At 62.3% G+C, this 21,656-nt stretch carries 23 protein-coding genes; 11 read left to right on the plus strand and 12 right to left on the minus strand.

Features of this window, described 5'->3' with window-relative positions:
* Positions 1 to 7: 7 nt before the first annotated feature.
* The 5 genes from ABD704_RS01230 (at position 8) to ABD704_RS01250 (ending at position 5,599) form a co-directional block, all read left to right on the plus strand.
* Entirely contained in the window at positions 8 to 1,495 is a 1,488-nt protein-coding gene (locus ABD704_RS01230) for an ATPase domain-containing protein (RefSeq protein WP_344697873.1), read from the plus strand.
* Complete coding sequence (locus ABD704_RS01235) at positions 1,492 to 3,210, plus strand: response regulator (protein ID WP_344697874.1); 1,719 nt, start codon at positions 1,492 to 1,494, stop codon at positions 3,208 to 3,210. Before ABD704_RS01230 ends, ABD704_RS01235 begins: the two co-directional genes overlap by 4 nt.
* A 54-nt stretch (positions 3,211 to 3,264) precedes the next feature.
* A complete protein-coding gene (locus ABD704_RS01240) occupies positions 3,265 to 3,783 on the plus strand; it encodes a GNAT family N-acetyltransferase (RefSeq protein ID WP_344697875.1) in 519 nt (172 codons plus the stop codon).
* A 718-nt stretch (positions 3,784 to 4,501) separates the two neighbouring features.
* A complete protein-coding gene (locus ABD704_RS01245) occupies positions 4,502 to 5,059 on the plus strand; it encodes a hypothetical protein (protein WP_344697876.1) in 558 nt (185 codons plus the stop codon).
* Between the two features lie 15 nt (positions 5,060 to 5,074).
* On the plus strand, positions 5,075 to 5,599 hold the full coding sequence (locus ABD704_RS01250) for a hypothetical protein (protein ID WP_344697878.1): 525 nt from the start codon (positions 5,075 to 5,077) through the stop codon (positions 5,597 to 5,599).
* A gap of 19 nt (positions 5,600 to 5,618) precedes the next feature.
* Here ABD704_RS01250 and ABD704_RS01255 read toward each other — a convergent pair whose 3' ends face one another.
* Positions 5,619 to 5,858, minus strand: a complete 240-nt coding sequence (locus ABD704_RS01255; RefSeq protein ID WP_344700450.1) for a YgaP family membrane protein — start codon at positions 5,856 to 5,858, stop codon at positions 5,619 to 5,621.
* A gap of 135 nt (positions 5,859 to 5,993) precedes the next feature.
* A complete protein-coding gene (locus ABD704_RS01260; RefSeq protein ID WP_344697879.1) occupies positions 5,994 to 6,410 on the minus strand; it encodes a DUF3597 domain-containing protein in 417 nt (138 codons plus the stop codon).
* A gap of 137 nt (positions 6,411 to 6,547) precedes the next feature.
* Here ABD704_RS01260 and ABD704_RS01265 point away from each other — a divergent pair, with 137 nt between their 5' ends.
* Positions 6,548 to 7,132: a DUF4142 domain-containing protein gene (locus ABD704_RS01265; protein ID WP_344697880.1), complete on the plus strand. Its 585-nt coding sequence runs from the start codon at positions 6,548 to 6,550 to the stop codon at positions 7,130 to 7,132.
* 6 nt (positions 7,133 to 7,138) lie between these two features.
* Here the strand turns inward: ABD704_RS01265 and ABD704_RS01270 are convergent, their stop codons facing one another.
* From ABD704_RS01270 to ABD704_RS01300, 7 genes are read right to left on the minus strand one after another with little or no spacing between them, the layout of a single operon-like run.
* The gene (locus ABD704_RS01270) at positions 7,139 to 7,945 is read right to left on the minus strand and encodes a TrmH family RNA methyltransferase (protein ID WP_344697881.1); all 807 of its coding nucleotides are present in this window, start codon (positions 7,943 to 7,945) and stop codon (positions 7,139 to 7,141) included.
* Positions 7,945 to 8,217: an HPr family phosphocarrier protein gene (locus tag ABD704_RS01275; protein WP_344697882.1), complete on the minus strand. Its 273-nt coding sequence runs from the start codon at positions 8,215 to 8,217 to the stop codon at positions 7,945 to 7,947. The genes ABD704_RS01270 and ABD704_RS01275 overlap by 1 nt, the downstream gene beginning before the upstream one ends.
* Positions 8,214 to 8,621, minus strand: a complete 408-nt coding sequence (locus ABD704_RS01280) for a PTS sugar transporter subunit IIA (RefSeq protein ID WP_344697883.1) — start codon at positions 8,619 to 8,621, stop codon at positions 8,214 to 8,216. The genes ABD704_RS01275 and ABD704_RS01280 overlap by 4 nt, the downstream gene beginning before the upstream one ends.
* Positions 8,618 to 9,562: an RNase adapter RapZ gene (rapZ, locus tag ABD704_RS01285; protein WP_344697884.1), complete on the minus strand. Its 945-nt coding sequence runs from the start codon at positions 9,560 to 9,562 to the stop codon at positions 8,618 to 8,620. Before rapZ ends, ABD704_RS01280 begins: the two co-directional genes overlap by 4 nt.
* The gene (locus ABD704_RS01290) at positions 9,559 to 10,020 is read right to left on the minus strand and encodes an HPr kinase/phosphorylase (RefSeq protein WP_344697885.1); all 462 of its coding nucleotides are present in this window, start codon (positions 10,018 to 10,020) and stop codon (positions 9,559 to 9,561) included. The genes rapZ and ABD704_RS01290 overlap by 4 nt, the downstream gene beginning before the upstream one ends.
* Positions 10,017 to 11,588 (minus strand): HAMP domain-containing sensor histidine kinase, encoded by a 1,572-nt coding sequence (locus ABD704_RS01295; RefSeq protein ID WP_344697886.1) that lies wholly within the window; start codon positions 11,586 to 11,588, stop codon positions 10,017 to 10,019. The genes ABD704_RS01290 and ABD704_RS01295 overlap by 4 nt, the downstream gene beginning before the upstream one ends.
* Positions 11,557 to 12,264 (minus strand): response regulator transcription factor, encoded by a 708-nt coding sequence (locus ABD704_RS01300; protein WP_344697887.1) that lies wholly within the window; start codon positions 12,262 to 12,264, stop codon positions 11,557 to 11,559. Before ABD704_RS01300 ends, ABD704_RS01295 begins: the two co-directional genes overlap by 32 nt.
* A gap of 262 nt (positions 12,265 to 12,526) precedes the next feature.
* On the opposite strand from ABD704_RS01300, the gene ABD704_RS01305 reads away from it, so the two are divergent.
* Genes ABD704_RS01305 through ABD704_RS01320 form a run of 4 tightly spaced genes read left to right on the plus strand, consistent with a single transcriptional unit; the run spans position 12,527 to position 17,492 of the window.
* Positions 12,527 to 14,164, plus strand: a complete 1,638-nt coding sequence (locus tag ABD704_RS01305) for a phosphoenolpyruvate carboxykinase (RefSeq protein WP_344697888.1) — start codon at positions 12,527 to 12,529, stop codon at positions 14,162 to 14,164.
* Between the two features lie 40 nt (positions 14,165 to 14,204).
* Positions 14,205 to 14,651, plus strand: coding sequence for a hypothetical protein (locus ABD704_RS01310; protein ID WP_344697889.1), 447 nt, complete (start codon positions 14,205 to 14,207; stop codon positions 14,649 to 14,651).
* 58 nt (positions 14,652 to 14,709) lie between these two features.
* Positions 14,710 to 16,128 (plus strand): MFS transporter, encoded by a 1,419-nt coding sequence (locus ABD704_RS01315; RefSeq protein ID WP_344697890.1) that lies wholly within the window; start codon positions 14,710 to 14,712, stop codon positions 16,126 to 16,128.
* Between the two features lie 41 nt (positions 16,129 to 16,169).
* The gene (locus ABD704_RS01320) at positions 16,170 to 17,492 is read left to right on the plus strand and encodes an amidohydrolase family protein (protein WP_344697891.1); all 1,323 of its coding nucleotides are present in this window, start codon (positions 16,170 to 16,172) and stop codon (positions 17,490 to 17,492) included.
* Here the strand turns inward: ABD704_RS01320 and ABD704_RS01325 are convergent, their stop codons facing one another.
* The 3 genes from ABD704_RS01325 to ABD704_RS01335 form a co-directional block, all read right to left on the minus strand.
* Positions 17,493 to 19,274, minus strand: a complete 1,782-nt coding sequence (locus ABD704_RS01325) for a DUF885 domain-containing protein (protein ID WP_344697892.1) — start codon at positions 19,272 to 19,274, stop codon at positions 17,493 to 17,495.
* Positions 19,275 to 19,348: 74 nt separating this feature from the next.
* Positions 19,349 to 19,798, minus strand: coding sequence for an NfeD family protein (locus ABD704_RS01330; protein ID WP_344700451.1), 450 nt, complete (start codon positions 19,796 to 19,798; stop codon positions 19,349 to 19,351).
* A 5-nt stretch (positions 19,799 to 19,803) separates the two neighbouring features.
* Positions 19,804 to 20,775 carry an SPFH domain-containing protein gene (locus ABD704_RS01335; protein ID WP_344697893.1) on the minus strand — a complete coding sequence of 324 codons (972 nt, stop codon included), beginning with the start codon at positions 20,773 to 20,775 and terminating at the stop codon, positions 19,804 to 19,806.
* A 44-nt stretch (positions 20,776 to 20,819) separates the two neighbouring features.
* On the opposite strand from ABD704_RS01335, the gene ABD704_RS01340 reads away from it, so the two are divergent.
* Positions 20,820 to 21,650: an HpcH/HpaI aldolase/citrate lyase family protein gene (locus ABD704_RS01340; protein ID WP_344697894.1), complete on the plus strand. Its 831-nt coding sequence runs from the start codon at positions 20,820 to 20,822 to the stop codon at positions 21,648 to 21,650.
* Positions 21,651 to 21,656: the final 6 nt, after the last annotated feature.

Below are 21,656 nucleotides of genomic sequence, written 5' to 3' on the forward strand. Positions count from 1 at the left end.
GCTTTGAGTGTCCGATAAGACAGAGAAAGCAAATCTCGGCGTAGATGGCCTCGACGATATAACCGTCGGCGGATTGTCGCGCGGGCGTCTGTTCCTGTTGGAAGGCAGCCCTGGTACCGGCAAAACCACGATCGCCACCCAATTTCTGATGGCAGGCGCCGCCGCCGGCGAGCGGGCGCTCTACATCACCCTATCGGAAACAGAAGACGAATTGCGTGCAGGCGCCGCCTCGCATGGCTGGTCGCTGGATGGCGTGGATATATTCGAGCTGGTTCCGCCGGAAAGCTTGCTGGACGAGGAACAGCAGCAGAGCCTGCTTTATTCCTCGGATCTCGAACTGGGAGAAACAACCCGCCGGATATTCGAAGCGTTCGAGAAGGTGAAGCCGACGCGCGTCGTCCTCGACAGCTTATCCGAGATCAGGCTGCTTGCGCAGTCGTCTCTACGGTACCGCCGCCAGATTCTGGCGCTGAAGCATTATTTCGCGCGCAGCGGCGCGACCGTTTTGATGCTCGATGACCTTTCGAGCGAGGCGAACGATCGGACGATGCACAGTGTGGCGCACGGCGTCATCCGGCTTGAAGAATTGTCTCCGGAGTATGGGGCTGAGCGCCGCCGCCTGAGAGTGATCAAATATCGTGGCCAGCGCTATCGCGGCGGCTACCATGACTTCTTGATTGCGACCGGCGGCGTTCGCGTGTTCCCGCGCCTGGTCGCGGCCGAGCATAAATCTCCCTTCCGGCGCGAAGTGCTTCAGTCGGAATCGCAAGAACTCAACGCCTTGCTCGGAAGCGGCATCGAGCGTGGTTCCAGCGTTCTGATCCTCGGCCCGGCCGGCACCGGCAAATCCTTGCTCGCGCTTACGTTCGTCGCTGGAGCCGTGAAGCGCGGCGAGAATGCCGCCATGTTCGTGTTCGACGAGGAATTGGGCCTGTTGAAGCAGCGAGCCAAAGGACTTGGGATCGATCTTCAGGCGCTGGTCGATTCTAAGAAGCTGGTGCTCGAGCAGATTGATGCGGCGGAGCTAACGCCTGGCGAATTGTCGCAGCGCGTCCGAACTTGCGTCGAGGAGCATAATGCCCGGACGGTCGTAATCGACAGCCTCAACGGGTATCAGGCGGCGATGCCCGGCGAACAGGCGCTCATCCTGCACATGCATGAGTTGCTGCAGTATCTGAATCGCCAAGGCGCCTCGACCTTCCTGACCGTCGCGCAGCACGGTTTGGTCGGTGACATGAAGTCGCCGGTCGACGTCACCTATCTCGCCGACACGGTGATCCTGCTCCGCTATTTCGAAGCGGTGGGCCGGGTTCGCCGTGCGATCTCTGTCATCAAGAAACGTACCGGCGCGCACGAGGATACAATCCGCGAGTATGTGATCGACAGTCGCGGGGTAACCCTCGGCGAGCCCCTAATCGGGTTCCAAGGCGTTCTTCGTGGGGTGCCTGAACTCGTCGATAACCGCGAGGTATTGCTGAAGTCGGCGGACGCGTGACGCGTTCGCTCTCCGATCGGGCGCTGGTCCTCGCGCCCCATGGCCGTGATGCTGCAATCGCTAGTTCGGTTCTCAACGAATCTGGGCTCGTTGCGGAGGTCGTCAAGGGCGTCCCGCGCCTGGTCCTGGAGCTTGGGCGAGGCGCCGGCTTGGGCGTGGTCGCTGAAGAGGCCTTCACCGATTCTGACCTCAAGGCACTCGCATCATGGATCGAGACGCAACCCGAGTGGTCAGATTTTCCTTTCGTTCTGCTTACGCGCCGCGGCGGAGGATTGGAGCGAAATCCAGAGGCCGGCCGGTTCCTGGAAATACTGGGCAACGTCACATTTCTCGAACGCCCATTCCATCCGACGACGCTCGTGAGCCTTTGCAAGTCCGCACTGCGCGTCCGGCACAGGCAGTATGACGCCCGCGCCAGGCTGGAGGAGCTGGATCGATTAACAAGCGACCTTCGCGAGCTCGCGGCGTCGCAGGACACGAAAATCAAGGATCGCACGCGCGACCTTGCCCAAGCCAACGACCGGCTCACCGCCGAAATTGCCGAGCGTGAGCGAGCGGAAGAGCGGCTTGTTCAGGCGCAAAAGATGGAGGCTGTCGGACAGCTCACCGGCGGTCTGGCGCATGACTTCAACAATTTGCTCACCGCTGTAGTCGGTTCGCTCGACCTGTTGCTTCGGCGAACGGACGATGAGCGGCTGCGGAAGCTGGCCCGCAATGCGCTGCAAGCAGCTGAAAGAGGGGCGCAGCTGACTTCCCAGCTACTGGCCTTTTCGAGGCGGCAACGGCTGCAGCCGACTCCGCTCAACCCTAACGACGTCATCAGCAATATGGGCGATCTCATGGCCCGGACGATCGGGCCGCACATTCGCATCGAGACCCGGCTCGATCCGCAGCTCTGGAATGCGCTGGCCGACAAGACACAAATCGAGGTCATTATTCTCAACCTCGCGCTCAACGCTCGTGACGCGATGCCGGCTGGCGGACGGCTGACAATCGCCACGGCTAACGTCGATCGCGTCCCGCTGGCGCTGTCTACAGACCTCGCGCCCGGCGAGTATGTGGCGATCATCGTGTCGGACACCGGAACCGGCATGTCAGCTGAGGTGAAGGCGAGAGCGTTCGAGCCGTTCTTTACGACGAAGGAACAGGGGCGCGGTACCGGCCTCGGCCTGTCGCAGCTCTACGGCTTCGCCAAGCAGTCGGGAGGCACTGCTCGCATCGAGAGTGCCGAGGGGCAGGGGACGACAGTCTCGATCTACCTGCCGCGGACTGACGCGATGATTGTTCAACCCGACGCCTGCCCCGCCAAGCCACCTCGGCGTGAGCGTTTGCAGGTGCTGCTCGTCGACGACGATGACGGTGTGCGGGAAGTCTGCGCCGCAATGCTCGAAGACATCGGCTGCATCGTCACCGCGGCGGCATCGGGTGAAGAGGCCTTGCGGCATCTATCCTCGGCCACGTTCAGTATCATGCTGACCGATATCGCCATGCCGGCAATGTCGGGCGTTGAACTCGCGCGACGAACTCGAGAGATTGCGCCGGACATGCCGGTCCTTTTTGCAAGTGGTTATGCCGACCTGCAGGCATTTGGTGAGTTGCTCAGCGAGGAGACGGTCGTCCGCAAACCCTATCGTCTGAGCGAACTTGCCGCCCGTCTCGAAGCGATGATCGATCAGCATCGCGCTGAGAATGTCGTGGAATTAAGGCCGCAATAGAGGGTGAGTTGTTGACCTTGCCCCGGTGAGGACCCGGTGCGAGCAACCGCGCCGATGGATGTCGCAACCGACCAATTGATCCGCGACGTGACGGAAGACGATGCCGAAGCGGTGCAGAAAATCTATGCGCACCACGTTCTGCACGGCACAGCCTCTTACGACTACGAACCACCTTCGGTCGAAGACACGCTCGCAAAGATCCGCAGGATCATGGCTCCGGGTTGGCCCTTCCTCGTCGCGGCGCGTGGAGACGACGTCGCCGGCTATTGTTACGCCACGCAGTTTCGCGATCGCGAGGGTTATCGCTTCACGTGCGAAAACAGCATTTATGTCCATCCGAACTGGCTCGGCCGCGGGGTGGGGAAGCAATTGCTCAAAGCGCTTTTGCCCCGCGCTTCGGCCTGCGGCTTCCGAACGATGATTGCCGTTATCGGCGGCGCGGAACCGGCCTCAATCGGTGTGCACGCATCATGCGGGTTCGAAGAAGTGGGAAGATTGAGGGCCGTGGGCTTCAAGCATGGGCGCTGGCTCGACAACGTCTACATGCAGCGCTCGCTGATGGATCAGGAATAACAGGAAGCCCTGCGCGGCCTCGGGAGCGGGGGAGTGGCGAACCGGGCCGCCGGCAGGGCTTCATACTCTGGTCCGCAGGGCTGCCGGAGCTCGCTAAAGATCAAGCGGCCCTGCTGAGTCGAAATTTACCGCGCGTGGGTTAGCGACAGGTCACCGGATAGGGTTAACGCCTATCGATGCGAGTCCGCAACGCTCGGAACTTCGCAGAACGTCTTGATGTTAATGGCCGTAAGTGTGGGGACGCTTGAAGGCGCGACCATGGAACGAGATGAGATACTAGAAAAGATCGAACGCTGCCGAAGATTGGCAAGCATGATGACAGACCACGAGGTCCGAAGCTCGCTTCAAGAACTCGCCGATGAGTATGAAGCAGAACTTCGAGATGGGCACGAAAGCTTCATGTTGAGACGAGCCGGTCGAAGAGCTTAACCCCCGTTGTGTCGCGTTGGTGACATGCGGCCATTGAAACGCGCCGTCCGATAATCAAGCGTGGAGCCGGGCCACCCTAGCCGCCTACCGCCCCCTGATGATTCGACCTGTTCTCCCGCCCTGTTCGGTGCGGGGCTGTACCTGCGCTGCCGGCGTTATCCTTAATGGGGCCCTTCTCTGTGGCGAACATGCCAAGGCCGCCCTGGACGAGCAGAAAAAACTGACTCGCAAAGACGGCAGTGCTGACAGTTCGACATAAGCCGTTTTCGTCTTATGCTCGGCGCCAAACATGGGGCCGTTCGACTATCTATTCAGCTTTTACGGGCTGTTGCTGGGCATTGCGGTGGCCAACGTTGCCATCGGGTTTGCCGACATGTGGCGCGACTGCGAGCGGATCAGGGTAGGGACTTGCCCGCCCTTAGTTGCTTCCAGTGTGCTTCTGGGCGGCATGAACGTGTGGCTGCAGATGTGGTACACCCGTCCCTACGTCTCGGTCGACGGGCTACAGATGCTAACGGCCGCAGCGGTTTCTCTGCCCTACGTCTTCGTCAGCCGAGCCATCTTCCCAGGCCGCGAGGATGATCAGGAACGGTCGCTTGAGGACCATTATCTTCGTCATCGCGAGCTGATCCTTTTCCTGCTTGCGGTCCCCATGATCTTTTCGATCGGGTCGCACATCCTGCTCGACCGGGTGCGCTACGATACGATCGAGCTCGCCTGGGTGGTGTCTCGCATCATTTTGCCGCTGGCGATGATTCCGTTCGCAAGTCGATGGGTGCAGCGGTCGGGCCTCGTTGGGCTCAATATGCTGCAGCTCATCGGGCTCGTCGAAGGTTTGTTTCGGTAGGGAAGGGGCAGATCAATGTTCGAAGGCTGGTCCGAGTTCTATCTGATGGCCGGCGGCGCCGCGGCGGTCCTTATCGGCCTAATCTTCGTCGTCATTAGCCTCATGCAGGATCGGTCTCGCTCAAGCGTGCTCGCCGGATCTCGACTTTACATGGGGCCCATTGTTCTGGGCGTCAGCTTCGTTCTAGCATTGAGCGCGGCCGCCCTGACGCCTAGCATCGATCCTGACGAGTTCGCCGCAATCGCAGGCCTCGTTGCGTTGTGGGGCCTGGTACGGGCCCTGATGTCGGTTGTCGGCATCGCCAGGCTTAAGGACGACGTCCATTGGACCGACGTCTGGTTCTACGGCGTTATTCCAGTCCTGCTCTATCTTGCGCTCGGCGTAGTTGCGCTGGCTTTCTGGGACGAGTGGCCGTGGGCGCACGACGGGCTTGCTGCCGTAGTCACCGCACTATTGCTTCTAGCGATCCGCAATGAATGGGACCTCATCACGTGGATCGCTCCACGGTCGGACAACCCCAACGAGTTCGGCGCGCGCTGACGCCCGCCTACAACAGCAATTAGAGGCCGGCGCGGTCATCCGTGCTGGAATAGGGCTGTTCCTGGACGCTCGTATCCACGTCGATGACTTTGTAGAGCGGGCAGCGCGCAAGAAGCCCCGTCACGACGAGCAAGGCGGCGATGACGCCGACGACGATGGCGGCGATGCCGGTCAGATATCCAAGGTAAACGACGACCGCGAGCGCGAGCCCGACGACGATTCGAACGACCCGATCTTCAGGTCCGACATTTCGTAGCATTTTCACTAACCCCACCTGTGTGAGCCCGAGTGTCAGGTCTTAGACTATAATTTCGGGAAACCAAGTTGGATTAAGCGCTGGAACCGCCCTCGGCCGGCATCCTGCGCTTCTGAAAACGACAGACCCAGATTATCGCTAGTTCCTGAGGCTATCCGGCACGACGCCGCCGTTTTCGGCAAGCTTCTGCATAACGGCCTTGTGGAGCGCGATATTCTCCTCGGCGCTGCCGTCGGCACCGACGTGCACGTTCAGCTCGTTGGCGAGTTCCTGGCGGGCCGCGAGGCTCGAATCCAGGTCGAGGAGCTTCAGCAAGTCCACGATCGACGACTGATAGTTGCCGCCTCCGCCCTTCATGGAGGCCATCTCGCTGAGCACCGCGCCGACATCGACCGACTGCGCCGCAGCTGCTGGGAGAGGCGCGGTCGTCGTGGCGCTATCCGGCGTGGGAGCGGACTGTGGGGGCGTGGCAGGTGCGGAAGTTTGATCCGGGGCGGCAAAAGCCGGCGAGCCATGATGGAAGATCTTGTTCATGATGTTGCCAAAAATACTCATCGCGACATCTCCTTGCCCGCCGCGCCATTAGCACGGCCTCGGAATTGGAACGAAGGCGCTGGCCATAAGCTCCGCCGAAAAGTCGCAGGAACGCAGAGTTGCGATGGGTCGTTGTGCCGCCAGTGAGGAGAGACGCCATGACCAGCAAATTTGCGATTGCGCTGTCGGCGAGTGTTCTGGCGCTTGCGGCATGCGGGAAGAAAGACACGACGGCCACCGACAATAGTGCCGTCGAAAATACGATGGCGGTGGACAACAGCCTTGGCGGCAATGCGGCGGAAACAATCGCTCCGCTGCCCAATTCCGCGCAGGGCTTCGCCAATACGGCGGCGGCGAGCGACAAATTTGAGATCGAAAGCTCGAAGCTGGCGGCCACCAATGGCCAGTCGGCGGCGGTAAAAGCCTTCGCTACGAAGATGATCACCGCGCATGAAGGTTCGACGGCAAAGTTGAAAACAACGGTCGCCGGCCTGTCTCCGGTGGTTACACCGGACGATACGCTCTCGGCCACGCAGCAGCAGGACCTGGACAATCTGAAGGGCCTGAACGGGACTGCTTTCGACACTGCCTATGCGGCAGCGCAGGTGAAAGCTCACGAAGACGCGCTGGCCGCGCTCAAGGCTTATTCGTCGGCGGGTGACACTCCGAAGCTCAAGGATTTCGCCAACGGACTGATCCCGAACGTGACTGCTCACCTGAATATGGCGAAGGGCCTGAAGTAGGGCTCCTTACGGTGCCGGCCGGCGCTGGCGCAGGACTTCGTAGGCCATGACGCCCGTGGCGACCGCAGCATTGAGGCTGTCGGCACGGCCGAGCATGGGGATCTTCACCAGCAGGTCGCACTGCTTTTCGTAATCTTCCGGCAGACCCTGCGCCTCGTTGCCTACCAAGATGAAGGTCGGGTCCTCGTAGCGAGGACTTCGGTAGTCGACATCCGTTTGAAGAGACGTTCCCACGAGCTGGCCCGGACCGGATCGCAGCCATTCAAGGAACTGCGGCCAGCGAGCTGCCGCGATCTGTTGCGTGAAGATTGCGCCCATCGATGCTCGGACGGCTTCGACCGAGAAGGGGTCCGCGCTTTCATCTACCAGGATAAGACCGCCGGCGCCCACCGCATCGCCTGTCCGAAGGATCGTCCCGATGTTGCCGGGATCGCGTAGTGATTGCGCCACTATCCAGATGGAGGACTTGGCACGATCGATGTGCTCCAGCGACGTGTCGGGCTGGCGATAGGCGCCCAGCAACATCTGCGGATTATCCTTGCCTGACATCTTTGAGAGGATGTCGGGCGTCGTCTCGATCGCTTCGCCGCCGGCGGCTTCGGTCGCGGCGATGATTTCGGCGGCAAGCGGATGCTTGGCGCCTTCGGCGGAGAAGGCGACAATTTCCGGAAGGCGGCCGCTGTCGCGCGCCTCCGTCAAGATGCGCAGACCTTCGGCAAGGAACATGCCTTCTTCGCGCCGCACCTTCTTCTCGCGAAGGGAGCGCAGCCGCTTGACGATCGAGTTGGAAAAAGCAGTGACCTGGCGGGGCATTATTCTTCCCCAAACCGCTCCTCGACGAGCTGCACGAGCTGCGCGAGTGCTTCCTCGGAGTTGTCGCCCTCGGCGTGGATGATGATCGAATCGCCGAGCGCCGCACCCAACATCATGAGGCCCATGATCGATGTGCCGCAGACACGGTGGCCATCCTTCTCGACTTCCACTTGGGCGGGCAGCTGGCTGGCGACGTTGACGAACTTGGCGCTCGCTCGGGCGTGAAGCCCGCGCTGGTTCGAGATTACGACCTCGCGGCTGACGGCAGTCAAGCCGCTGCTTCCCCGAGGATCTCCGAAGCGACCGAGATATATTTGCGTCCGGCTTCGCGGGCGGCGGCGACCGCGGCATGAACCGGCATGACCTTCCGCGCACCCTCCAGGCGGATCAGCATCGGTAGGTTCACGCCCGCGATGACCTCGATGTTCTCACTTTTCATCAGGCTGATGGCGAGGTTCGACGGCGTGCCGCCGAAGAGATCGGTGAGGATGATGACGCCCTGGCCCTGTTCGACACGCCCGATGGCCTCCGCAATGTCCTTGCGCCGCGCTTCCATATTGTCGTCGGGGCCGATGCAGATCGCCTCGATCGCATCCTGCGGCCCGACCACATGTTCCATCGCAGTGACGAACTCGGCCGCAAGCCGGCCGTGGGTCACCAGCACCAATCCAATCATTGATTCACTTCGCTTTCGCTCTCCGCGGTGCGTCCCATGGGCCGCTCACCCAGTTTATGCTCGATAAGGTCATTGGGCGGCGAGCTCAGGTCCCGGTGACGGATGTTGGGAGCGAGCCCAGCCCTCCGTAACCGTTCCGCCATCTCGACGGCCGCAGCGACCGAGCGGTGGCGTCCTCCAGTGCATCCGAACGCAACGGTCACGTAACTTTTTCCGGCGGTCCAGTAGCGAGGAATCCAATCGTTGAGAAGGGATTCGATACGGTCGAGCGCGTCGGCCCATTCAGGTTGCTGAGAGAGATAGTCCCGCACCGGAACATCCTCGCCGGTCAAAGGGCGAAGTTCGTCCACCCAATGGGGATTGGGAACGAAGCGCAGGTCGAAGACCAGGTCAGCAGTGCGCGAAATCCCTCGCGCGAATGAAAAGGAGGTTAGTGTCAGCACTGGCTGATCGTCGTCGTCGCCGTAACGAAGTCGCAGCTCGTCGCGCAGCTTGGCGGGACTCAGATCGGTCGTGTCTAGCACGGTGTCCGCCGCCGCCTTGAGCGGGAACGTCAGGCGCCGCTCACGTTGAATGCCGTCTTCGGCCGGCCGGTCAGGCGCAAGCGGGTGCAATCTGCGCGTGGCGTCGAAACGGCGAATGAGCTCGGGGCTTGCGCAATCGAGATAGAGGAGCTCCGGCGACACGCCGCTCATGGAGCGAATTAGGCCGGGAAGCGTCTCGGGGTCGAAGCCGCGGCTGCGACTATCCATTCCGACCGCCGCTGGAACGGTGCGGCATTCGCTCGCTCCATGCACGAAGCCGTCGAGCAGGTCGGTGGGAAGGTTGTCAACGACGTCCCAACCCATGTCCTCGAGCGCGTCGAGCACGGTGGACTTGCCCGCACCGGACATGCCCGTGACGAGCAGAAGGCGCGGCGATTGCCGCGCCCCGCCAATCAAAGCTTCGCGCCCATGCGATCAAGCGCCAGCGCCACCTTCGACGGCGCGGATGCCGTCATGGCGTCAATGCTGATCAGCGGAATCGAGACCCCGAGGATCGGACGTGACCGATTCTCATCGGGCAGCCGCATGATCTCGCTAGTGAGATCGACGAGTAGGCCGACCGGCACATTCGAGACCGTTTCCATCTCGACGATGCCAATGCCGCGGATTTCCAGCTTGCCGGCGATGTTGGGCGGCGCCGAGGCGACGAGGCGCTCTCCCTCGCGCTTCAAGAGTGTCTGGTCGTCGCTGACCAATGTGAAACCGCGGTCGAGAAGGCGCAGCGCAAGATCGGACTTTCCAGCACCTGAAGGTCCCAGGATGACCACGGCGCGTCCATCCAATGCGACGGTACTCGCATGAACGGTCTCGGCCGAAAGGCGCGGTCCTGCAATAGGCGGGGCCTGACCGATCATTCGCGGTCTGCCGCCGGCAAGCGAATGGTGAAGCGGGCGCCCGATGGCGCGTCGTCGCGGTCCTGCACGTCAATCTCTCCGTCGTGTCCTTCAACAATAGCGCGAGCGATCGCAAGGCCCAGCCCAGAATGGCGGCCGAACGCCTCACCCTCGGGGCGTACTGAATGGAAGCGGTTAAAGATGGCTTCACGCGCTTCAGGAGGAACGCCTGGACCTTCGTCCTCAATACGGATGCGCACTTCGTCTCCGACGCGCGCAGCGGCGATTTCGACCAGGCCGCCGGGTGGCGAGAAGCTGATTGCATTGTCGATGATGTTATTGATGGCACGGGCGAGACGGTCAGGCTTGCCCATGACCGCAGCGGTGTCCTTGCGCGGCCGTGCGAAGGCGATGCGGGCATCGCCGGTCTCCCGCCGGGCTTCCCAGCTGTGGACGAGCTGTTCAATCAGGGGCCCAAGATCGACTCGGTCGAAAGTCGCGCGAGCAAGTTCGGCGTCGGTGCGGGCGGCTTCGCTAATGTCATTGATCAGCCGGTCGAGGCGGCGAACATCCTCGCGCGCGATGAACATCAGGCGCTCGCGTAGATCGTCGCCTTCGACTCGCTCAAGCCCTTCGACCGCGGATCTGAGTGATGCGAGCGGGTTCTTGAGCTCGTGGGTCACGTCAGCCGCAAACGCTTCCATATTGTCGATCCGCTGGCGCAGAGACTGGCTCATATCCGAGACGGCCCGGGCCAGGAGACCGATTTCATCACTGCGCGAGGGCAGGCGAGGCACGCGCACTTCACGCGAACGGCCGAGGCGGACGCGATGCGCTGCAATCGCAAGCCGGCGCATTGGCCGTACAATGGTCCGGGCGAGGAAGATCGAGAGCAAAGCGGAAAGGATGATCACGCCAGCCATGGCGATCAGGATGCCGGCGCGCTGGCGCCGAATGGCGTGGGTGAAAGTCCTGTCGTTATTCGTCGCGAACAAGACTCCGCCGTCAAAAGGCACGGCGGCCGTGATGACAGGCGTCATGTCGGGTGCGTTGCGCAGCTTGGTTGTCGAACGATGCTGTTCTTTGGCGCGGACGGCCTCCGGCCAAGCCTGCAGTCGATCGACTTTGGGCTCCGTGTAGTCGGCAAGCGTGGGGGCGCCGACCAGGAAGTTGAAGCCTCGATCGAGTGCGCGGGCCGCATCCTTGGTCCAGGCCTGCGCGTGCGGATCCTGCAACTCATAGGTCGGTCCGGTCAGCTGCCAACTGTCAATCACGAGTCGCCCGTCCCCGCCATAAAGGCGGAGCCGATCACTGTTGGTCCGCGACACCGATGCGAGAACGTTCGGCCAGTCCGCGCGCGGCACATGAGCGAGAGCAGCAGCTGTCGTGGCTGTCTCAATGCGCGTTTGCTGGGTGCGTTCTTTCGTCAGCCGGTTGCGGAAGACGTCAAGATAGAGCGTGCTGAGGACAACGAGCACCAGCGTCAGCAGGTTAAGCGCGAGGATACGGTGACCCAGCGTCCACCGGCGCGACCAGCTCAATGCCAGATCGGCCTCGTCACTGTTCGTCGAATCGGTATCCGACGCCATAAAGGGTTTCGATTGCATCGAACTCCGGGGCCGCGGACCGGAATTTGCGCCGGATGCGCTTGATGTGGCTGTCGATGGTGCGGTCGTCGACATAAACGTCGTCATTATAGGCGACATCGAGCAGCTGATTGCGAGTCTTTACGACACCGGGCCTTTGCGCGAGCGATTCGAGGATCAGGAATTCAGTCACGGTAAGGCTGACATCCTTGCCGTCCCAACGGACCTTGTGGCGGGCCGGATCCATGGTCAGGCGCCCGCGCTCAAGCAGAGGTGCTTCTTCCTCGTCCGTCGCGACAGCTTCGCCTCGGGCAAGCTCTTGGCGGCGAAGGAGGGCTCGAATGCGCGCAATGAGCAGTCGCTGCGAAAAGGGCTTCGAAATATAGTCGTCTGCGCCCATCGCGAGGCCAAGTGCCTCATCCAATTCATCGTCTTTCGATGTCAGGAAGATGACAGGGATCGTGCTGAACTCTCGCACGCGGCGCAGCAACTCCATCCCATCCATCCCAGGCATCTTGATGTCGAATACGCCAAGGTCCGGCGGACTATCGGAGATAGCGCGCAGGGCGAGCGCCGGATCGGAATAGACCCGCGTCACGAAACCTTCCTGCTGGAGGGCGATCGATACCGATGTAAGGATATTCCGGTCGTCGTCGACCAGCGCGATCACTTGGCTCATTTGCCTGTTGCCTGTGTTTGCCGGTGGACGAGGGCGGATTAGCCAGCACCCTCCACGCAGGCAAGGCGAACCGATTTTTCCGTAGTGCCGACGCCAATGTGCAAGGCCGGGACATTGTTAGCGCTATCTTGACGCCAATGGCTTTGATTAGCCGCCATCCCGTTTTGACCGCGCGAGTTTTTCGGGGTTATAGGCGCCTGCATACGTATGCGGCGGCTGCCTTTTGGTCGCCGCCGTTCGAACATTTGAAAAGGGGTTTCGTGTGACTGACCGGGTTCCGCTCAGCGGCCTAGAATCGCAGCGTATCGCGACGGGCGCGGAAATCTATTGGAATCTGACGACCGCGCCGTTGGTCGAGCATGCGATTCGGCGCGGCGAGGGGCGTCTGACGAAGGACGGCGCGCTGTTGGTCGATACCGGCAAGTTCACGGGCCGCAGCGTCAAGGACAAGTTCGTCGTTCGCGACGCCACGACCGAGGACACGATCAACTGGGGCGCGATCAACCAGCCGATGTCGCCCGAGCACTGGGCCAATCTGAAGACTGATTTCCTTGCAGCACTGAAGGATCAGGACGAGCTTTACGTCGCCGACCTCTTCGGCGGTAGCCAGCCGGAATATCGAGTGAATGTGCGGGTCATCAATCAGATGGCATGGCACAACCTGTTCGTTCGTACCCTGCTCGTGCGACCGAAGGTTGACGAGCTTTCCGGGTTCATCCCCGAGTACACCATCATCAACTTGCCGAGCTTCAAGGCCGATCCGGCGCGGCACGGCAGCCGCAGCGACACTGTCATCGCGGTTAACCTGACCGAAAAGATGATCCTGATCGGCAACACCGAATATTCGGGCGAGATGAAGAAGGGGGTGTTCGGCCTCCTCAACTTCCTACTGCCGGCGGAAGGCGTGATGCCGATGCACTGTTCGGCCAACATCGGGGCCGACGGCAAGAGCGCAATTTTCTTCGGGTTGTCGGGCACCGGCAAGACCACGCTTTCGGCGGACGCCAGCCGCACGCTGATCGGTGACGACGAACATGGCTGGTCTGACACGGCGGTCTTCAACTTCGAAGGTGGCTGCTACGCGAAGATGATCAATCTCTCGGCGGAAGGCGAGCCGGAAATCTACGCGACGACCAAGATGTTCGGCACGATCCTTGAGAACGTGACGATGGACGGGGAGACGCGCGAACTCGACTTCACCGACGCCAGCAAGACCGAGAATACGCGCGGCGCCTATCCCATCGAGTTCATCCCGAACACGAGCGAAAAGAACCTCGGCCCGCCGCCGTCGACCATTATTTTCCTGACCGCGGACGCGTTTGGCGTGTTGCCGCCTATCGCACGGCTCACCCCGGATCAGGCGATGTATCACTTCCTTTCGGGCTACACCGCCAAGGTTGCCGGTACCGAGATCGGCGTGACCGAACCGACGGCGACGTTCAGCACCTGCTTCGGCGCGGCGTTCATGCCGCGCCCGCCGTCGGTCTACGGCAACCTGCTCAAGAAGCGCATTGCCGAAGGCGGCGCGGAATGCTGGCTGGTCAACACCGGGTGGACGGGCGGAAAGTACGGCGTCGGCAAGCGCATGCCGATCAAGGAGACGCGCGCGCTCCTCAACGCGGCGCTCGACGGCAGCTTGAACAATGCGGAGTTCCGCAAGGACCCGAACTTCGGCTTCGAAGTGCCGGTATCGGTTCCGGGCGTCGACACTTCAATTCTCGATCCGCGCGGTACCTGGGCTGACCCTGCGGAATATGACGCGACTGCGGCCAAGCTCGTCGACCTATTCGTCGAGAATTTCGCGCAATTCGCGGATCAAGTGGACGAGGGCGTGCGACAAGCCGCGCCAAAGGCCGCGCAACGACAAGCGCAGCAAGTCCCGACCCAAACCGCTGCTTAGGCCCGGTCTCTGATCGGGCCCTTCCACAAGGACCCGATCAATGACTGATTATTCCCCGAGGCTTTTCCATTCCGACGACGAGATCGAGCATCTCGGCGAAGGTCTCCTGGCGCGCACGCTTGAACGCGCTGAATGGACGCATGAGGCGCACTTAGCTGCCACGACCTACCTGCTGCTGAAACGACCCGACGTAGACCTCGACCGAGAGCTTCCAGGTCTCATCCGTCGCTTCAACGAGAGCGTCGGGGGCGTGAACAGCGATACGGAGGGCTATCACGAGACGATAACGCGTGCCTTCCTGAAGGGCGTGAGGCTGTTTCTCGCCGAAGCCGACAATCGCGAGCCGCTGCACGAACTGGTGAATGACCTTCTGCTCTCGCCGATGGGGCGACGCGATTGGCCGCTCCGCTTCTACTCCCGCGAACGGCTTTTCTCGGTCGATGCCAGGCGACATTTCATCGAGCCCGACCTCGCGGCTCTTCCTTAATAATGGTGCTCGATCAATCGGAGTTGGAACGTTGCGAGCCGACGGTATTTAGGCTCGCGTGAACGTCCAACAGGTGCAGGCGCCACTTCCGCAAAGTGCAGACGGATTACCGAAGCCGCGGCGCTATTGGTCGGCGGTCGCGATCTGGCTAGCGCTGGCAATGGCGGTGCTCGATGGCTCGATCGCCAATGTTGCGCTCCCTACAATTGCGCATGAGATCGGTGCATCGGCGGCAACATCGGTGTGGATCGTCAACGCCTATCAACTGACGATCACCATCCTGCTGCTTCCACTGGCGGCGCTCGGCGACCGTATCGGCTATCGCAAAGTCTACATTCCGGGGCTGGCGTTTTTCACATTGGGGTCCGTCGGCTGCGCCATGGCGCAGGGACTTGAAACCTTGATCCTCGCGCGCGTCTTTCAGGGGATTGGCGCCGCCTGCATCATGAGCATGAACGCCGCGCTGGTGCGCGCGACCTATCCCGCAAAGATGCTTGGGCGGGGGATTGGCTATAATGCGCTCGTCCTTTCAATGTCGGCCGCCGCAGGGCCAACATTGGCGGCGATCATTCTGAGTGTTGCGTCGTGGCCCTGGCTCTTCCTAATCAACCTGCCGATCGGTATTGCGGCTATCGCGGTTGGGATGAGGTCGCTGCCCCACGTAGAGGGCCACGGCCACCCGTTCGATTGGTTGGCGGCATTGCTGAGCGCAGCGATGATGGGCTGCACGGTCTTCGGCGCGGAGACGTTCACGCGTGAGAGCTTCGGGATTGGCGTTGCACTAGTCGCAATCGGCGTCGGTTCGGGGGCGCTTCTCGTCCGCCACGAATGGGGTAACCCCGCGCCCTTGTTCCCTGTCGACCTCCTCAAGATCCGGATATTCAGCATGTCGATCGCCACATCGACGGTGTCCTTCGCCGCGCAGATGTTGGCCTTCGTCACGCTGCCGTTCCTCTTCCAGTCTGTGCTTGGCCGGACGGCCTTCGAGACAGGGCTGCTGATGACTCCGTGGCCGCTCGCCCTGGGCGTCGTCGCGCCAATCGCTGGTCGGTTGGCCGACAAGGTGAGGGCAGGGCTGATCGGCGCCATCGGGCTTACGATCTTCGCCTTTGGCCTGTTCATGCTCTCACGTCTCGGCACGGAGCCGAGCACGCTTGATATCATCTGGCGCATGGCCATTTGCGGCATCGGCTTCGGGCTGTTCCAGTCGCCGAACAACCGCACGATCGTCAGCGCGGCGCCAAGGAGCAGGTCTGGCGCGGCGGGCGGCATGCTTGCCACGGCACGCCTGCTCGGCCAGACGACGGGCGCAGTGGCGGTCGGCGCTGCGTTCCACTTGGCCGGCGTGCGCGTCGGTCCTGGGTTGCTTGCGGCTTCAGCAGTTGCCGCCGTGATCGCCGCAGGGCTCAGCTTGATGAGGCTTCGTTCCCCGCGGACCACCCATCGTCCTGAAGCTGGCGCACCTCTTCTCGACTAGTGGGCCTTTCCAGCGCCTCGAGTGCAAGGCATGCATTGCCGATGCGTTCGCTTGCTTTTCTCGCCGCCGCCTCTGTTAGCGTAGCTGCACATCCATTCGAGCCGCCGGCTTCTGGCTCACGCACGGTCTACCGGCACGCGACGCTCATCGATGGCGTTTCGACCGAGGTCCAGCGCGACATTGCGGTTGTTACCGACGGCGAGCGAATCGTCGCGGTGGTGCCCGATGCGGCGCTTACGACGACGCAGCTTACCGGCGCCAAATCGGTCGATCTGGCCGGCCGCTACCTGCTGCCGGGCTACGTAGATACACACCAGCATATCGCGACTCCGCCGGATCGCACCGATGCCGAAGCGCGGCTGAAGCGCGACATCTACAGCGGCATCACCGCGACCCGTGACATGGCCGACGACCTCCGCCACGTCGGCGACATAGCCCGCGCCGCGCGCGTCGGCGAGATTGCCTCGCCCGACATCTATTACGCCGCGCTGATGGCCGGCCCGAGCTTCTTCGATGACCCACGAACGCAGGCGATCGCTGAGGGAGCTGTCGCCGGAAAGGTGCCGTGGGAGCAGTCTGTGGACGCGAGCACCGACCTGTCGCTCGCCGTTGCGCAGGCCAAAGGCACCTATGCCACGGCGGTCAAGATCTACGCCAACCTACCCGGCGGCCAGGTCGGCCGCATCACAAACGAAGCTCATCGGCAGGGCATGCGCGTTTGGGCGCATGGAATGGTTTTCCCTGCAACACCCGTTGAGGTTGTCGATGCCGGCGTCGATACGGTCTCGCACAGCTGTTACCTTGCCTATCAGGCAATGGAGACGCGGCCTGAGGCCTACCAGAAACGCTTCCCGGTCGATGCCGCGCTTTTTGCTAACGATAATCCGGCAATGGCGGCGCTCTTCGCCGATATGAAGCATCGTGGCACGATTCTCGATGCGACGGTGCACGTTTATCGAGAGGTTGAGGCAGCGGCGCGCAAGTCCGGCAAGCCGCCACTCTGCACCGTGGCGCTGGCGGGTAGGCTTACCAACCAGGCCTATCGCCTCGGCGTTCGCATCTCGACCGGAACGGATGGCGACACGCCGCTAAGCGACCCACTGCCGTCCCTGTTCGACGAGTTCGAACTGCTCGCGCGCGAAGCGAAGATGAGGCCGATTGATGTGATCCGCGCGGCCACGATCAACGGCGCCGCGGCAGCCGGTCAGGACAAGGACATGGGCTCGATTGACGTCGGGAAGCTGGCCAACATGGTCGTGCTCTCAGGCAATCCAATCGACGACGTCACCGCACTTCGCTCCGTCGCCATGACCGTGAAACGCGGCCGTCAGTTCATCCGTGCCGACTACCGTCCCGCGAAATAGCTAGGCCACCTTCGTCCGCGCGATGTAATCGTCGATGTTGCGCGCGAGCACGTCCATGGGGACATTGCCGCCCAGAACCACCGCATCGTCGTATGCGCGCAGGTCGTACTTTGCGCCCAGCTCGGCCTTCGCCTTGTTGCGGAGACGATCGATCGTGCTTTGGCCGACCTTGTAGCCGCAGGCCTGGCCTGGCCAGCTGCAGTAGCGGTCGACTTCGCTGGCTACCTCCATCGGGTTCGAGCCATTCTTCTGGACGAAGAAGTCCACGCCCTGCTGGCGCGTCCAGCGCTTGGCGTGGAGGCCGCTGTCGACGACGAGGCGGCAGCAGCGGAAGGCGATCGACTGAAGGTAACCGAGGCGGCCGACCGGGAAGTCGTCGTACACGCCAAGCTCGTCCACCAGCTGCTCCGCGTAGAGCGCCCAGCCTTCGGAATATGCGTTGAAGGCGAGGAGAGTGCGGATGAGTGGCAGCTTGTTCGCATATTCGCCCTGCCAGACGTGCCCCGGGATTGCCTCGTGCGCCGCGAGGTCGGGCAGGCTGTACTTGCTGTGTAGGTCGGTTGAGCGAAGGTTGATCCAGAATTTCCCGGGGATCTTGCCGTCGATCGAGCCGGCGCCGCCGTACGCACCGGGTGCTCCAGGCTCCTGTTCCGGCGACATGCGGCGGACCTCGAGATGGCCCGGAACCATCGTGTTGAACGCGCGGGGAAGCACGGCGCGGATCTTCGCGATGCGCTCGGCGATATAAGTCTTGATCTCCTCGCGGCCCTTGTCGCCTTCGCTGAATTTGTAGCGCGGATCCTTGGCCAACGCCTGCATGCGTTCGCCGACCGTGCCTTGAGTGTAGCCGATCGACCTGAGGATCGGATCCATCCGGCCCTGCAGCTCGGCGAGCTGCTCGAGGCCCATCTGGTGGACCTCGTCAGGCGTCATGTTGGTCGTAGTCGAGGCCTTGAGCGCCCAACGATAATATTCGTCGCCATGCGGCCGCGACCACATTCCGGCGATATCGGTGGCCTTCAGGCGCTCGGCCCTGAGTTCATCGATCTGGCGCTGGAGCGCGGGCACTGCGGCCGACGTGGCGATCTTGCGCGCACGGGCTTCCCAATCGCCGGGGATGCCCTTCTCCTTGGTGCGGCGCGTGATCGATTCGACGAGCGTCCCGCCTTCCTTGGTGCTCTTTAGCGAGATGGCGAGCTGGTCGAGCGTCTTGTCGATGAGGAAGTTGGGCGGGACGAGGCCTTTGCCGCGGGCTGCCCTCATTCGTGCGAGCTCGCCGTCAAGCTGACCCGGATATTGGGCGAGGCGCGCAAGGTAAGCCTCGGCGTCCGAGCGACTCTCGATCGGATGATCAGTATCGAGGAACTGCGGCGTGTCGATGTACGCGCCGACATTCTGGATTACGACGTACGGCGTGTTCCGCCAGCCGCCGACGGCGACGTCGCCGTACGGAAGGGCGAAACCCTCGAGCGCAGTCGTGTAGGCGCTGCGGACAACCTCGACGCTCGTGCGGACGGGGAAGCTCAGCTTGCTGGTGTCGATTGCCTTTGCGCGGGCGAGGTCCGCCTTGAGCGTTGCCGCCACCTTATACTGTCCTACCGCTGTGCGGTCGCCAAGCTTGGAGCGAAGGTAAGCCCGCTTGGCGGTGTCGACACCCAGTGATGTCGCGCCTTCTGGATTCAGGCGCAGCAAGTTCTCGCCGATCGAGTCGAGAAGAGCGCTCGCTGGTGCGTCCGTGGCGGGAGCGGCCCATGCCGGCGTTGCCTTCGCGATAAGAGGCATAGCAGCGGAGGCGGCAAACGCAGCAATGGTCTCGCGGCGGGTAAGCTCAAATGTGGGCAAATCGAGAACTCCGGTCAGGCGGGCGGAAGCGGACGTTCGGCTTCCACCTTGAGGCAATTGCCGTCAACGCCGGTGATGCGAACCCGATCGCCTGCGGTGGCAGGGCCGCCACGAGCGCTCCATTCGCTGTCCCCGACACGGACGCGGCCGCCATGGTCGTCGACGTCGCTGACGACGGTCACCACCTTTCCGACAAGCCGCCCCGCCCGGTCGTTCAAGAGCGGATCGTCGCTGTCATGATGCCGGTTCGCGTAGAAGCGGCGGCCGATCAGCACGGCAAGCAAGGCATACAGCGCGAAAAGTGCCAGTTGTGGAACCGTGCCGAGGCCGAAGAGCAACGTGAACAGGCCGGCGGCCATCGCCGCGGCACCGATGAACACCAGGAAGAAGCCTGGTGCGATAACCTCGGCGATCAGCAATATTACGCCGCCGATCAGCCAGGCCCAGCCGGGTTCGATATTCATGCCGGTCACGGATTGCTGCTGGGCACCGTCGGGGCGGTCTTGTTCTTCGACGAAGGCTTGGGCGCAGAGTCATTGCCGAACGCGACTTTCGCCAGCTCCCCAATGCCGCCCAGCGTCCCGATCAGTTGCGTTGCTTCGACTGGGAACAGGATCGTCTTTGCGTTCGGCGAGCGGGCGAACTCGGCGACGGCTTCGACATATTTCTGCGCGATGAAATAGTTGATTGCCTGCGAACTGCCGGATTCGATCGCGTCGCTGACCGCCTTGGTCGCGCTCGCTTCGGCCTGCGCTGCCCGTTCGCGCGCTTCGGCTTCGCGAAAGGCGGCCTCGCGAGAACCTTCGGCGGAAAGGATCGCCGACTGCTTCTCGCCCTCGGCCCGAAGGATTGCGGATTGGCGCGAACCTTCGGCTTCGAGGATGACGGCGCGCTTCTCGCGCTCCGCCTTCATCTGACGTGTCATTGCGTTGACGATGTCCTGCGGCGGACGAATGTCGCGAAGCTCGACCCGGGTGATTTTCACGCCCCAATTCTCTGTGGCGTTATCGACGACGGCGAGGAGGCGAGTGTTGATCTCGTCGCGCTTCGACAAGGTCTCGTCGAGGTCCATCGAACCCATCACGGTGCGCAGGTTAGTGGTCGAAAGCGCCATGATCGCGAGGTAGAGATCGCTGACCTCATAGGCAGCCTTGGCGGCGTCGAGCACCTGGAAGAACACGACGCCGTCGACGGCGACCATCGCATTGTCCTTGGTGATGATTTCCTGGCCCGGGATGTCGAGCACTTGCTCCATCATGTTGATGCGGTGGCCGACGCGATAAAAGAATGGCGTCACGTAGTTGAAGCCCGGCTCGGCAACGCGGACGAAGCGGCCGAAATGCTCGATGGTGTAGCGATAGCCCTGACGGACGATCTTCACGCCCATCATCACGAACAAAAGCGCCAGAACTGCCAGCGCGGTCATGAAAATCGTCAGCATTCTTCTTCCCCGGTGTACCCTATTCGAGGCATGATGCGACGGTGATGGCGGCAGCGGAAGAGAAAAGCGACAAGGGCATCGACCTGTTCGCCGTGCGGTCGATCCTGTTCCTGCCGGCGTCGAACGAGCGGGCAATTGCGAAGGCGCGTGACGCCAGCGCGGATCTCGTGGTGCTCGACCTCGAAGATGCGGTGAAGCCGGCCGACAAACGGAATGCGCGCGATGCCGCAGTCGCCGCGGTAGCGTCCGGTTGGCGGATGCCTGTGGCGATTCGGATAAACGCTATCGGTACCGAATGGCACTCATTGGATCTCGATGCGGTCGCGCGCGCCAAGTGCGATCTGGTCGTCATCCCGCGAGCGATCTCGGCGCATCTGGTGCACGGCGTCGCGGAAGCTGTGGCTAAGCCGGCGCTTGCAATGATCGAGACGGCCGCTGGCGTTCTGGCGGCGGCGCAGATTGCCGGCGCTAGCGTCGGTCTGATCGCCGGGACCAACGACCTTCGTTCGGATCTGCGCCTGCCTCTGGACGCAACGCGCGCACCCATCTCAGCTTCTCTGCAGATGATTGTCCTGGCAGCCCGTGCCGCCGGCATTGCGGCGTTCGACGGTGTGTTCAACCGCCTCGATGATCCCGAGGGCTTCATGCGGGAGGCCAAGGAAGGGCGCGATCTTGGTTTCGACGGCAAGAGCCTGATCCATCCGAATCAGATCGAGCCTTGTCACCGCGCCTTCGCGCCGAGCGCCGCCGAGATCGAACGCGCGCGCGCGCTTGTCGACGCGTTTAAGGGCGGCGCGGAGCGCTTCGGCAATGAGATGATCGAGCGCATGCATGTTCAGGATGCCGAGCGGGTGCTGGAGCGCGCGGGTGGCTAGCCTCTT

Source organism: Sphingomonas limnosediminicola (assembly GCF_039537965.1).
Taxonomy (GTDB): domain Bacteria; phylum Pseudomonadota; class Alphaproteobacteria; order Sphingomonadales; family Sphingomonadaceae; genus Sphingomicrobium; species Sphingomicrobium limnosediminicola.